Raw genomic sequence first — 14,322 nt, forward strand, 5'->3', positions numbered from 1 at the left:
CTATTTGGCTAGAAGTGGTTCGTATTTTTCGGCGATGTCTAAAAAATGCTTAAAAATATGCTCTAAATCAGAGCCAAAATCAGTAAGGATATAGCCGGATCTTATATGGTCACTTTCCTTGATAATAGCTTTTTTCTCAGTAAGCAGTGCTAGCTTTCGGTTAAGCTCAGTGTGACTTAGACCTTCAATATGATTGAGTATGTCAGAGTAATTGGAATAGCCCATGGATATGGTCATGAGTATTTCCGGTATCCATCTCAACTTCATGATATCTTGTATTATTTCAAAACCTTGATTTGTTGTCGTCATAGTATTTCCTTTCGTATTAAGAACATATTTGTTCCTTTTTGTTTCTTATTATATAGGTTATACTATCACTATAGCAAGTTAATCATGTATTTAAGGAGGAAAAAAATGAAACATATTGAGAAAATGAATGTGTACCTAGCGAATCTATCTATTTGGAATGTTAAGCTTCATAATTTACACTGGAATGTAACCGGAATGCAATTTATGCCTTTGCATCAATTTACGGAAGCTATGTATGATAAGACATTTGCAGCCTATGATGATGTAGCAGAGCATATTAAGATTAAAGGCTTTAAACCACTGGTTAAAGTGAAGGATTATCTTGAAGTTGCAACAATAAAAGAGTTAGATTTCAAAGATTTTACAGCAAATGAAGTACTAGATTATGTAGGAAGTGACATTGAGCTCATGCGTGATTTTGCAGTTGAAATCCGTAACCTAGCCGATGAAGAAAGTGACTTTACTGCGGTTGGCTTGTTTGAAGATTATATAGCTGACTTTGAGAAGAACCTATGGTTCTTAAGACAAATTAAAGGTTAATTAGGTATACTAAAAAGCAAATGATATTTATGTCATTTGCTTTTTCTTCTAATCTATCAGTAATTAAGTTTGGGTGTTATTTTTGTATTGACTTGGTGAATACCCGGTATGTTGCTTAAAAACGTAAGAGAAATAGGCAGGATCATCAAAACCAACAAGTACAGCAATTGTATAGGTTTTTATATTATCTGTCTTCAGCAATTGTTTGGCCTTTTCTATGCGGAGATTTCTTAAGGTCTCGGTAATTGTTTGACCGGTTTTATCCTTATATAAGCGACTTAAGTAAGAACTGTTAATATGTACATGTTCTGAAATGTCTTTTAACTTAATGGGACGATGATAGTGGCTTTCCATATAAGCGTTTACTTGTGTAATGATATAATAGTTATTACCTTCACATAAATATTGGGTTATGGTTCTAATCATATGACAGAGGACTTGAGTGAGATCATCTATACAAGAAGCATTCAGTATCTGCCTATAAGGTTCTTGATTAACAAATACATCAGTAAGATTCAAATTATGCTTATGTATGGCATTGATGCAAATGGTATAGATGGCAATACCCATAGATTTAATATAATCAATGGGTTCTTTGTTGTTACTCATTGTTGTAAACATTGACATAATAATTTCTATCGCTTCATCACATTTATCTTTTGTTATGCAGTGCATAATACGCTCAAGATTTATTTCTACAAAGCTAGGATTTTCTTTTGGCCCATCAAAATTTGAATAAATCGTTAAATGATTTTTACCATAAAATGAGTTGTCCAGACATCTTTGTGCTTCCATAAATGCGATTGGCGCTGTTTCTAAATTGGTGTGGAGGTTACTTATCCCAATAAAAATCTGCTCTTTTATATATTCATCTACAAAACTATTAATGTCATGGCATTTATTTGCCAGAAGTTCTATAGGGTCATAATCAATGTGTTGATCAAATGCAACAAGTGAACCATAAGTCGAATCATTCAATAAAAAGGTGTATTGATCCAAATCATTTAGAGACAGGTTTATGAATTGAATGGTTTGAGGGTGATTTTCTGTATTTAGGCCGGATATTTTATACAGTAATAAACAAAATTGATCCACAGATATATCATGTGATTTTAAGGTATCCTCAAGAGTAGATGGATCCATCTTTATACCCTCAACAAAATTCTTTATAACTTTCAATTTTTCTTTCTTCTTAACATCACTTAGTTTTAACTCTAAGGATTGAATATGATGATCTTTCAATCGTTGTTCATCTATTTTCTTTGTTGTTTGTTGAATTGTATTTATAATATTTTCTATCGTTGAGGGCTTTACGATGAAATCAGAAACATTATATTGGATAGCTGATTTCGCATATTCAAAATCAGAATAACCAGTATAAAGAATTGTTTTAGCATGGGGATGATACTCATATACAAATTTAGCGACTTCTATCCCATTCGCGCCTGGCATCTTGATGTCGGAAATTACAATATCAACAGATGAGTTTTTTAGATACTCAATTGCTTGTAGACCATTATCAAAATCTCCAACAATCTCACAGTTAAGATCTTGCCAATTAATATAGCCAATGAGACCTTTTCTAATAACAGCTTCGTCATCAATAATTACGACTTGATACATTTTATGCCTCCTTGTCTTTCGGGATTAGTATTTCAGCAGTGGTACCTTGACCAATGATGCTATTAATATGAATCCCATAATGATCACCATAAAGTAATTTGATACGTCGATCAACATTTTGCAGACCAATGTGTTGATTTGGAGATGGTCTATTATGTCCTGAAAGATCTAAAATACTGGCGTCAAAGCCAATGCCATCATCTTCAACTAGAATGTGAAGTTCATGATCACACTCTTCAACTTTTATTGTTAAATGACTGTTGCCGGTCTTTTTTTCAATACCATGAATAATAGCGTTTTCTACTAAAGTTTGTATTGAAAATTTAGGTATATATAGTTGTAACAGACTATCAGAACTTATATCAATAGTGTAGGATAATCTTTCAACAAAACGAACGGTTTGTAAATAAAGATAAAAATTAATGTAATCCAGTTCGTGTTCTATGACATATTTTTCTTGATTAGTAAAAGAAAAGTTACTACGTAATAGTTGTGCAAGGGCGGTAATCATTTGCTCAATTTTTTCATTTTCACTTATTCTCGCTTCCCACGTAATCGTTTCAAGTACATTAAAGATAAAGTGAGGATTAATTTGTGCATGGAGTGCTTTTAATTCACTTTCTTGAACAAGAAGTTGCTTCTCATAAACTTCGTTAAACAAGTATTGTATCTGATCGATCATTTTATTATAAACAATACTTAAATCATTTAATTCTTTGTACTTATACATTGGCATTTTTGCCTTGAAATTACTGTTACTAACATCGGCGATTGTCAATGTAATCTTTTCTAAAGGCTCAGTAATATAACTAACAGAGTAGATACCAACAACAATAGAGATTAAGACACTTAGAATAATAAAATATACATAATCAGGTAAGAAACGCCAAAAATCCCTGCCAAAATACTGTATAGGCGCATAATTAATCAAAGTGAGATCTAAGTCATTGATATGCTCTGATAGAACAAGATATGATTCATTATCACTTGTTATGCGTGTTGTTTTTTTGTAAGCAGCATGTTCTAGGATTTCTTCTGATACCGGTAATCCGATTAAATCGGGATTAGTATTAAATCGATAGATGCCATCATTATCGTAGATAAGGGATATCCAGTCACGATAATCATCCGATTCATACTCACCTTTTAATACTTCAAAGTCAATGCCGATGAGTACCTTTCCCAGTTTTTCTCCCGTTATATAGTCATCAATTGTTTTCATATAATAGATTGTTTTGTTGCTTTCATTGTATCTAATAATGGATTCATTTTCTTGTTTATATAGATCATAGAAATCTAGATTATAATTAAGTAGTGATTCGTCGGGGAGATAATTGAAGAGTAAGGCGTAGTAAGCATCAGAATTCGAGAAAATAAAAACAGATTCAATCAAACCACTATTAAAAGCAAAATCATTGCCCATAATATATTTAAGCTCTGTTTCTATATTAAGCTTTACAAGTTGGTCATTATAATAAGAGGGTTCAGTCTGCTCCTGGATATAAAGATTTTCTCTAATACTTTGATTCGATAGTAATAGGTGATAGCTGTTTTCTAAGATTCTAAGATTGGTTACAATACTATCTTCAAGATGGCTTGTTGCTTGGGAAATAGATGTATCAACGTAATGTGTATAAAAGTAGTCACTTACGAATGTATATATATAAATAAAGAATAAAACTGTAGGTAGTAATATTGAAATCAAAACAATCATAATGATTTTATTACGTAAATGATTATCAAATATAAAATTTGGTTTGAGGATACGCTTAAAAAGTTTAGAAAAAAGTATCATATGTACCTTTCATAATCAATAATTTCATATTTTTTTGTGGAATAACGCGTTGATTATATGAAATTTGATAACGAGGTAAAAATAATCATATAAAAGTAAAAATGTTTATAATTTACCTGAAATGTATTAAAAAAACCCATATCTTTGAAAAAAAGTATAGCATACCCCCGTAGAACATGTAAAGAGATTGAATGTGATTCTAGCCTGAGTTTTATTATACTATAAAAGACTGAAATAGAAATATATTCAGGGTATAACAAAAATAGGAGGAAAGAAAATGAAAAAATTATTATCCATGTTATTAGTAGCAGTAATGATTATGAGCTTGGCGGGATGTGCAAGTGAAGAGGCACCAAGCAATGAGACAGGCGAAACAGAGGCAGAAACAACAGGGGAAACAACAGAGACAGAGACAGAAGCACCAGCAGCAGAAGTCATCACACTTCGTGTAGCGCACAACCAAACATCACTTGACAACCCTTACCAATTCGGACTCAACAAATTTGCAGAAGAAATTGCAAGATTATCCGGTGGGACCATTGTAGCAGAAGTATTTCCGGGGACTCTTGGAACCAATGAAAATGAGTTAGCCATGAAACTAACAACCGATTCAGTGGACATGGTTGTAGCATCACCAGGCTTTATGGCAGGTACAGGCGTACAAGAGTTTGACCTTCTATCCTTGCTATACTTATTTGATAGCTTTGATCACTGGGAAACAACCATTGATGGCGAGTTCGGTGACACCATGAAAGACTTAATCGTAGAAAAAACCAACAATGACTTTAAAGTTGTAGGATATTATTCATCAGGCGTTCGTAACTATTATGGTAAGAAGCCAATCACAGTTCCATCAGATTCAGCAGGACTAAACATTAGGTTACAAGGTTCTCCAGTTCAACAAGAGTTCTGGAAAAGTGCCGGTGCTAACCCAATCAGTGTAGGCTGGGCAGAACTTTATCAAGCCCTTAATACAGGAACTGCTGATGCAGCAGAAAACGATCATACCAATATGATGTTACAAGGTCACCATACGACAGATAATGGTAAATATACATCTTTAACCTATCATGACTATACAACAAGATTATTACTCATGAACGGACATGCATTTGATAAGTTCACAGAAGAGCAACAAGGTTGGATTCTTGAAGCTGCTGAAGCATCTGTTGCAGAAGAAAGAGCCGTTACTTACAAAATGTTAGATGAGTCTAGAGACAAGATTCTTGCAGATGGCGGAGAAATCAACGAAGTTGACTTAGAAGCGTTTAAAACATTAGCACTTCCTATCCAAGACAAATATGCAGAAGAAAACAATCTACAAGATTTATTGGAATTAACCAGAAAATAATGTATTTTACACATCAACTTAAGGCTATGTCTAAGTAGCCTTAAGTTTTTTGAAAGGGAAAATGATGATTGATAAAATTGCAAAAACAGTGCAGAGCATCGAGATTTTATTTGGAACACTTTTATCAGTATATTTTTATAACGATTATTATTCAGGTTTTTAGTAGGTATCTTGGCATTACCGTAAGTTGGACAGGCGAAGTGGCTATGTATTCCTTTACATGGGCAGTTTTTTTGGGTGCCGGTGCAATGACTTACGAAGACAAACACTTTGCATTTACATCTCTTAGGGACCGAGTAACTGGTAAAAAGAGAGAAATGCTCAATATTTTCTTATATCTGATTGTAATGAGCTTCACATTAGCGATACTCTACTATGGTGTTATCATAACCATGAAGTTCTGGAATTATAGATGGATTGATATACCACAGATGAGTATGGGTTATACATGGTTATGTGTACCAATACTTGGCGCAACAACAACCTTGTATTGTATCAACCACATTGTAACATATGTAAAAAGATTTAGGATGGAGGCGTAGAAAATGACACAAGTCTTATTGGTTGCAATTTTTGTAATCTTTATTGCCATTGGAGTACCAATATCCTATGTAATTGGTATTGTAGCTTTTGCAGGCGTATTATTGATACCTAATCTTGGCGGTATCGTTGTTTTTATGAAAATGTTTACGGGGCTAAGCTCCTTTGTATTACTGGCAATACCCTTATTTATTCTGGCAGCGAATCTCATGAACCATGGATCCATCTCAAAAAGGTTAATTGATTTTTCGAATGCTTTAGTAGGACATAGGCGAGGTGGTTTGGCCCATGCCAATATTATGGTATCCATGATCTTTGCAGGCGTGTCCGGATCTTCTCAAGCAGATACAGCCGGTGTCGGTAAAGTCTTGATTCCCAAAATGGAAGAAAGTGGCTACGATAAAGGTACAGCAGTTGGTGTAACCGCAGCCTCTTCAACCCTTGGAAGTATCATACCACCAAGTATTACCATGGTTGTATTTGCAGGTATTGCCAATGTTTCCACAGGCAAACTCTTCTTAGTTGGTCTTGTGCCTGGTATTGTACTGGGTCTATCCATGATGTTCATGGTCTATCTGATCAGTAAGAAAAAGAATTTTCCAAGGTATGAAAAAGTATCACTCAAAGAAACCTTCAAATTATTTTTAAGCAGTTTTCCGGCATTACTCACACCGGTTATTATCATTGGTGGGATTGTAACCGGCGCTTATACGGCTACAGAAGCAGCAGCATTTGCCTGTGTCTATGCCTTGATTATTGGTATGTTTGTGTATAAAACCATAAAAGTAAGGGACTTGCCGGACATCGTCAAGCAGACCTTAAAGCTAAGTTCTCTTTCCCTATTTGCCCTTAGTACGGCCAATGCTCTTGGTGAGTTGTTGGGCTATTACAATGTATCCACAAAAGCAGCCAACTTTTTTGCACAGATACCAGGTGGAGCACCGGTATTTATGTTGGTGGTGGTTGCATTTTTCTTATTCATTGGGACCTTTATGGATGCGGTACCGGCTATGATTTTGTTTGTACCGGTTATACTTCCGGGTGCTCTAGCCCTTGGTGTTGATCCAACCCATCTTGGCTTAATTGTAGTTATGACGTTGGCCCTTGGTCTCGTAACACCGCCTTACGGTTTGTGTCTACTGATTGCAGGCTCCATTTCGAATCTTGATTTGGAATCTTCGTTTAAAGGTGTATTACCCTATTTTTTAATCGCACTGGTAATGTTAATTATAATGGCGGTAACACCGGATTTGGTTATGGCCATTCCTAAGATGATCAGTCCGACCTATTTCTAGAGTTCTTTACAAGAGTATTGCGATTTGCTATGATAAGTTGTGAGAAATGATTGATGAGCCATTGGAGAAGATGATATGTACATTAAAAAACTATGGGTACTAATAACAATATTAATTATTCTAATAATTATAGGTATAACAAGCTATAAGAATCAACAGGTTGTCCAAGATAATCAGCTTGAAATGGCTCAAAATGACGAAAAAAGCTTTCCTTCAAAATCCATACAAATTGTTGTGCCATATGCCCCAGGCGGTGGAACGGACAGTGTTGCAAGAGCTTTTGCTCGAACGGCAAATAATTATTTTACTGAACCTATTGTAGTGGTCAATAAGCTTGGACAGGGTGGCGCAAGAGGCTTAGCAGAAGGACTTTTTGCAAAACCTGATGGCTATACAGTAACGCTTGTCACAACAGAGATTAATACTTTAGCAGCTTTCGGAATCATTGATTTTGACTACTCAGATATAGAACCATTGATGTTACTAAATAGTGAAACAGGTGTCGTTGTCGTTTCAAAAGATTTCCCTTTTGACACCATTGATGAGTTGGTGAACTATGTAGAGACAACAAATAAAGAATTTACAATTGGAAGTGCAGGTAAAGGTAGTATTTGGAATGTAGCAGCAGGAAAAGTTGAAGAAAAAACTAAGATTAGATTTGAAGATCAATACTATGACGGTACTTCAATTGCAGTTATGGATGTTTTAGGTGGAAAGCTAGACATAGTTATTGCAGGCATTTCTGAAGTCATAGACCACATTGAGAATAATCAAATTAAAGTGTTAACGGTACTCTCAGAAGAGCGTATAGCAGAACTGCCTGAGGTGAAAACTTTTAAAGAAAGTGGTTATGATTTTAGTATGAATACATGGAGAGGGTTAGCGCTACCAAAAGGCGTTGAGCCAGAAATAAGAGATGTTTTACTTGAAGGGTTTACAAAAGCTGTTCAAGATGATGATTTTATAGAACTGCTGGCAAAACTGAACCTTCAATATGATTATAGAGAAAAAGAAACCTTTGAATTATTTATAGAAGAGGATTATCTGTTTTACAAAAACTTTATAGAAAGTGTTGAGAACAATAATCGATGAAAAGATCCTCATGGTATAATGAGAAGTAATGAGTAGCAAAAAAAAGGTGTTTAAATTAAACACCTTTTTTGTTTGTTTCTCTTATAATTTAAACATATACTTTAGGACATAATAACTGATAGAAGACGTTAGCGCCCCTAAGGATGACCCCCAAATAATATCGACAATACTAAGAAACCATGGCCAATCTTTTAGAGTAGCCCAATTGGTCAAATCATAAGTTGCATAGGTAAAGAATCCGAAAAGCATGCCGTACAATAATGCATGACTCATACTACTTGAACTAAGAGCCGGAAGAAGGACGAATACCATCATGCCGACTACAAACAACATATAGAAAATGATAGCCACAGGCCAGTTGGGCTGTGGTGCCATTATGTATCCTAAATGCTTGCTGTAAAAATTTTTAGCGACCAAACCGAGCCAAATCAAATCTATAATAATAAAGATAGAAAAAGTTACGATAAATATTTTCAGATAATACATAAAACCACTCCTTACGTGATATATTTAAATATATCACAACGTGAAGTACGTTAAAATGTTTCCACACAACAAATTAATATTATGTTATTGGAATAGTTAATGGTTCAATATGATATAACGATAGTGCCTTATTAACCTCCGATATTTCATAAATCTTATGTTCAATACAAAACTGTATAATAAGATCCAATATTTTTGTGGTGTCAAAGGAGAATCCGGCAGTATAAAGTAATGACTCAGTTTCATCAATTGTTAACTCTAGAGCTAAGCATAAACTTAGTACGGTATTTTTATCCACATCATAATCCGGGTGTAACCGCATATCAAAAAAGTTCTTCTTATCAATACCTGCGCGCTCAAAAATATCTGAGTCAAGGGCGTTGCTTTCATCGATGAGATTGAAGAGTAATTCTCTAAAACTAGGTAAATGATTAAGATAGATATAGTCTTCAAGACTGCTTAAAGGGTTATGATCTTCCTTATAAGTGGCAAGTTGTGTATCCAATTGTCTCTCAATATAGCTATTCAATGTATCGATCAGTGATTGTTCCATGATGATGGCCTCCCTCTGACGCTAACAAAGCGTTTATTTATATATAAGAATTACGATTGAATCATCAAAATAGGTTGGGTATTTACCTTGATGAATTTGCAATATTTATGGGTACATAGATGATTATAACATATTCGGAAAGAGAATAAATAGTAAATAAGAAATAAAATAAAAGAGTAAGTCATATATAATGACGTTACTCTTTTGATGTTATTTACTTGGTTAAAGTGTCATACCTAAGTACGTTCTATTTATTGCGATGACTTCTTCCATGACTTCTTTGGCAGGTCCGCCAATCACCTGTCTTTTGTTTACACAGGCTTCTAAAGAAATGGCTTCATAAATATCGTTCTCAAAAACTTTGGAGAGGTTTTGGTATTCATCCAGTGTCAATGACTCCAATGTCTTTTGATGATTAAGACAATAGAGCACCAATTTCCCAATGACTTCATGAGCATCTCTAAAAGCCATGCCTTTTTTTACGAGGTAATCAGCGGCATCGGTGGCATTGGTAAAGCCACCACCGGCACCATCATACATATTTTTTTTATTGATACGAGCTGTTCGTAACATGTCAGAGAAAATAGGTAAACACATTTTGACTGTATCCAAGGCATCAAATGTAACCTCTTTATCTTCTTGCATATCTTTGTTATAAGCCAGTGGAAGCGCCTTCATTGTAGTAAGTAGACTCATAAGAGAGCCGTAAACCCGTCCGGTTTTGCCACGGACCAGTTCGGCGATATCTGGATTCTTTTTTTGCGGCATAATGCTACTACCGGTGCTATAAGCATCATCTAACTCAATGAATTGAAACTCGTTAGAACACCATAGAATAATCTCTTCGCAAAATCGGCTTAGATGCATCATCATGACAGAAAATGCAGCCAGTATTTCAATTAAGAAATCCCTGTCACTTACTGCATCCATGCTGTTTAAACAAATCCCGTCAAATCCTAACAGATCAGCCACAAAATAGCGATCTAACGGATAAGTTGTGGTGGCAAGTGCACCGGCACCAAGAGGTAGTTGATTCATTCTGATTTTTGCATCTTCTAAACGGCTACGATCTCGCTTGAGCATTTCAAAGTAGGCCATCAAATGATGTGCTAAGGTTATTGGTTGCGCCTTTTGTAAATGGGTATAGCTTGGCATGATGGTATCTAGATGTTCTGCTGCCATATCAAGAATTATTTCTTGAAGGTTCACAATCATATCATCCACCAATACCAGCTCATCACGCATAAAAAGTCTTATATCCAGTGCAACTTGGTCATTACGACTGCGGCCAGTATGCAATTTTTTACCCACTTGTCCAACCTTGTCGATGAGAAGTTTTTCAAGGTTCATATGAATATCTTCTTCATGAATGTCAAAAGCAACTTTGCCGGACTCAATGTCATCTAAAAGGTCTTCTAAGCCGGATTTGATAACAGCCATATCCTCAGCTGAGATGATGTTTTGTTTGGCTAACATGGTTACGTGAGCAATGCTACCTATAATGTCGTGTTTGTACAAGCGTTCATCGAAACGAATGGATGAGTTAAAGTCATCCACCATGACATTGGTGCTTTTTGCGAATCTTCCGCCCCATAATTTCATAGTAAATCTCCTTTATCTAAGTGGTAAATGGACTATCTATTTTAAACCGGAACGTTCTTTCATCATAGCTCTTACCTTAAGTGGTAGACCAAAAAGATTAATGAATCCTTCTGCATCTTTGTGATCGTATAAGTCGCCGGTTGTAAAGCTGGCAATATCCTCGTCATACAAGGAGTATGGTGAAGTCGCTCCGGCAGGTATAATATTACCTTTATAGAGTTTTAACTTTACATTACCGGTAACTGTTTTTTGCGTATCATCTACGAAGGCACTAAGTGCTTCGCGAAGAGGTGTGAACCATTCTCCGGAGTAGACCAACTCAGCAAATTTGATGGCCAGTTGACTTTTGTAGGCAAGGGTTTGTTTATCTAGACATAGGTACTCTAGTTCATTGTGTGCATAGTAGAGTATGGCACCACCAGGTGTTTCATAAACACCACGAGATTTCATACCTACCACACGATTCTCACAAATATCAATAATACCGATACCATTAGCCCCACCAACCTCATTAAGAGAAGCAATGATATCAGAAGCTTTCATAGCAACACCATTTAACTTAATTGGATTACCTTGTTCAAATTCCAATTCAATATAAGTAGCAACGTCAGGTGCTTTTTCAGGGGTAACAGACATCTGAAGCAGGTTATCATAGACTGGCTCAACCCCTGGATCTTCCAGTTCAAGACCTTCATGACTTAAGTGCCATAGATTACGATCACGACTATAGCTTTCTTTCTTTTTCATTGGTACTGGAATATTTCTTTCTTCAAGATAAGCAATAGCATCTTCACGAGACTTGATGTCCCATATACGCCAAGGTGCTATAATATCTAAATGAGGTGCAAGGGCTTTTATAGTCAGCTCAAAACGAACTTGGTCATTACCTTTTCCGGTAGCGCCATGGCAAATAGCTGTAGCGCCTTCTTTTAGTGCAATATCAACTAAAGCTTTGGCGATGCCGGGACGTGCCATTGAGGTTCCTAAAAGGTACTTGCCTTCATATACAGCATTTGCTTTAACACAAGGAATGACATACTCATCGACAAATGCATCAGTAATGTTTTCTATATACAATTTGCTGGCGCCTGTAGATAGAGCTCTTTCTTCAAGTCCATCTATTTCTTTTCCTTGTCCTACATCAACGCAAACTGCAATAACCTCACAGTCATAGTTTTCTTTCAACCAAGGTATAATGACGGTGGTGTCAAGACCACCTGAATATGCTAGTACAACTTTATTGCTCATGTTTGACCTCCTTATATTTGGATCTGATTAATTTCAGATACTTAGGGTTAAGTTTGGTTAATTATACATTATAATTAATAAATATTCAATACCAACTTAAAAAGTTTCTAATGATTATAGTACAGGTGAAAAAAGTCTGGAAATAGACTCTTTTACTTTAATAAAGAACGATCGATGCATGTAGTCATCAAGAGTAAGCTCTCTAGAAACAAGAATATCTTGGTTGAAGATGGTTCTTAATGCTTGCGAGGTGGGCTTATCATAAATGAAAGCATTTACTTCGAAATTAAGTCTAAAGCTTCGAATATCAAAGTTACAAGTGCCGACGGAACTTATGGCATCATCGACTATAATTGCCTTTGTATGGATAAAACCGTCATCATAGATATAGGCTTTCGCACCATACATTAGAAGTTCGCCAATAAAAGAATAGGTGGCCCAGTATACAAAAGGGTGGTCTGGTTTATTAGGAAACATAATTCTTAAGTCAACACCGGATACAACAGCTATTTTCAAGGCTTCAATAACGCTTTCATCAGGGACAAAGTAGGGTGTTTGTATATAGATATATTTTCTTGCACTGTTAATCATCTTAATGTAGCCTTGCTTGATCTGTTGATTGATAGAATCAGGGCCGCTGCTCACAATCTGAATGCCAGCATCACCAGGTTGTTCTTTATTGTATTTGATATAGTTTGCAATATCAATGATATGTTTTTTGGATGCACTACGCCAATCAAGAAGAAAGCGGATTTGTAGTTGAATAACAGCATCGCCCACGATTCTAATATGGGTATCACGCCATTTGCCAAAGCGTTTTCGGAGTCCGAGATATTCCATCCCAATGTTAAAACCGCCAACATAACCAATATGCCCGTCTATAACAGCAATCTTTCTATGATTACGATAATTAGCCTTTAGATTGAAGTACTTGAAAAAGGAAGGGAAGAAGAAATATACTTCACATCCGGAATCCCTTAAATCTTTAATTGTGGACTTAGGTAAATGACGTCCACCGATATGATCAATTAGGAATCTGACTTCTACACCCTCACTTGCTTTTTGCTTGCATATATCAAAAATATGTGTAGAAAGCATATCATTTTTTACTATGTAGTATTGAAGATGAATATGAGATTTAGCTTCTTTCATTTCATCAATCAAATGGTCAAACTTTGTTTGACCTTTCGTGAAAATGGTAATGTCATTATTTTGAGTAAAAGAGGCTTCGCTTAACTTATTATGAAAAATAATACTATCACGATACATATCCATATCAGGATCTTTGTAATTAAATAGTCCTTTTTCAAAAGCTAAGCGTTGTTTATCCAAGACAAAGTTGTAAGCAGCAGATTCTTCATAGGTGTATTTGAAGATTTTTCGCTTTGAAATATTTTGTGCTAATAAAAGGTAGAAAAAGAAACCAATACCGGGCAACATAGTCATAAAGAACAACCAAGCTAGCGCCGAAATGGGGTTCTTTCGTTCAAGGGATATAATAATGATGGAAAAAATTAGGTTCAGTATGAGCACAATGGTATAGTTCTGGGTGAATGTTGCTATATATGTAATCATCGTGTCCTCCATACAAATATCTTAAGATAGCCAATTAGATACATCTATATTCTCCTATATATTGGAAAGTAATGCAACTATTATTATATCCTCTCGAAACGGTTAAGACAACTCAACTGAAATCCCATAGTAAAGTTGCATGAATGACTTGAAAGCCTATGCAATACATGAAATAATATAAGAAAGTAAAAACATCTTGCATTAATATGAATAAAAATGTATAATTATAAACTAATTAAGGAATTTCTTATGGATCAAGATAAATCAGAAGCGCGAAGAAAGAAGAGCAATGTGCAGAAATATCGGAAGGAGT

Annotated in this window: 13 protein-coding genes; 5 read left to right on the forward strand and 8 right to left on the reverse strand. The window is 35.3% G+C overall.

What is annotated here, in order from left to right; genetic code table 11:
• Complete coding sequence (locus PATL70BA_RS13835) at positions 1 to 309, reverse strand: winged helix-turn-helix transcriptional regulator (protein WP_125137922.1); 309 nt, start codon at positions 307 to 309, stop codon at positions 1 to 3.
• A gap of 105 nt (positions 310 to 414) precedes the next feature.
• Between PATL70BA_RS13835 and PATL70BA_RS13840 the strand changes: the two genes are divergently transcribed.
• Positions 415 to 849, forward strand: coding sequence for a Dps family protein (locus tag PATL70BA_RS13840; RefSeq protein ID WP_125137923.1), 435 nt, complete (start codon positions 415 to 417; stop codon positions 847 to 849).
• 63 nt (positions 850 to 912) lie between these two features.
• Here PATL70BA_RS13840 and PATL70BA_RS13845 read toward each other — a convergent pair whose 3' ends face one another.
• A complete protein-coding gene (locus PATL70BA_RS13845) occupies positions 913 to 2,472 on the reverse strand; it encodes a response regulator transcription factor (protein WP_125137924.1) in 1,560 nt (519 codons plus the stop codon).
• Position 2,473: 1 nt separating this feature from the next.
• Positions 2,474 to 4,267: a sensor histidine kinase gene (locus tag PATL70BA_RS13850; RefSeq protein ID WP_125137925.1), complete on the reverse strand. Its 1,794-nt coding sequence runs from the start codon at positions 4,265 to 4,267 to the stop codon at positions 2,474 to 2,476.
• 277 nt (positions 4,268 to 4,544) lie between these two features.
• Here PATL70BA_RS13850 and PATL70BA_RS13855 point away from each other — a divergent pair, with 277 nt between their 5' ends.
• The 4 genes from PATL70BA_RS13855 to PATL70BA_RS13870 all read left to right on the forward strand — a co-directional run bounded on the left by PATL70BA_RS13855 (position 4,545) and on the right by PATL70BA_RS13870 (position 8,545).
• On the forward strand, positions 4,545 to 5,618 hold the full coding sequence (locus PATL70BA_RS13855) for a TRAP transporter substrate-binding protein (protein WP_125137926.1): 1,074 nt from the start codon (positions 4,545 to 4,547) through the stop codon (positions 5,616 to 5,618).
• Positions 5,619 to 5,695: 77 nt separating this feature from the next.
• On the forward strand, positions 5,696 to 6,160 hold the full coding sequence (locus tag PATL70BA_RS13860) for a TRAP transporter small permease (RefSeq protein WP_172596256.1): 465 nt from the start codon (positions 5,696 to 5,698) through the stop codon (positions 6,158 to 6,160).
• A gap of 3 nt (positions 6,161 to 6,163) precedes the next feature.
• Positions 6,164 to 7,453, forward strand: a complete 1,290-nt coding sequence (locus PATL70BA_RS13865) for a TRAP transporter large permease (RefSeq protein WP_125137600.1) — start codon at positions 6,164 to 6,166, stop codon at positions 7,451 to 7,453.
• Positions 7,454 to 7,528: 75 nt separating this feature from the next.
• Positions 7,529 to 8,545, forward strand: a complete 1,017-nt coding sequence (locus PATL70BA_RS13870; protein ID WP_125137928.1) for a tripartite tricarboxylate transporter substrate binding protein — start codon at positions 7,529 to 7,531, stop codon at positions 8,543 to 8,545.
• Positions 8,546 to 8,626: 81 nt separating this feature from the next.
• Here the strand turns inward: PATL70BA_RS13870 and PATL70BA_RS13875 are convergent, their stop codons facing one another.
• The 5 genes from PATL70BA_RS13875 to cls all read right to left on the reverse strand — a co-directional run bounded on the left by PATL70BA_RS13875 (position 8,627) and on the right by cls (position 14,009).
• Positions 8,627 to 9,031, reverse strand: a complete 405-nt coding sequence (locus PATL70BA_RS13875) for a DUF2177 family protein (protein WP_125137929.1) — start codon at positions 9,029 to 9,031, stop codon at positions 8,627 to 8,629.
• Positions 9,032 to 9,110: 79 nt separating this feature from the next.
• Positions 9,111 to 9,584 (reverse strand): hypothetical protein, encoded by a 474-nt coding sequence (locus PATL70BA_RS13880; protein WP_125137930.1) that lies wholly within the window; start codon positions 9,582 to 9,584, stop codon positions 9,111 to 9,113.
• Positions 9,585 to 9,806: 222 nt separating this feature from the next.
• A complete protein-coding gene (gene argH, locus PATL70BA_RS13885; protein ID WP_125137931.1) occupies positions 9,807 to 11,186 on the reverse strand; it encodes an argininosuccinate lyase in 1,380 nt (459 codons plus the stop codon).
• Between the two features lie 36 nt (positions 11,187 to 11,222).
• Positions 11,223 to 12,434, reverse strand: coding sequence for an argininosuccinate synthase (locus tag PATL70BA_RS13890; protein ID WP_125137932.1), 1,212 nt, complete (start codon positions 12,432 to 12,434; stop codon positions 11,223 to 11,225).
• Between the two features lie 114 nt (positions 12,435 to 12,548).
• The gene (gene cls, locus PATL70BA_RS13895; RefSeq protein WP_125137933.1) at positions 12,549 to 14,009 is read right to left on the reverse strand and encodes a cardiolipin synthase; all 1,461 of its coding nucleotides are present in this window, start codon (positions 14,007 to 14,009) and stop codon (positions 12,549 to 12,551) included.
• Positions 14,010 to 14,322: the final 313 nt, after the last annotated feature.

Source organism: Petrocella atlantisensis (genome assembly GCF_900538275.1).
Classification (GTDB): domain Bacteria; phylum Bacillota; class Clostridia; order Lachnospirales; family Vallitaleaceae; genus Petrocella; species Petrocella atlantisensis.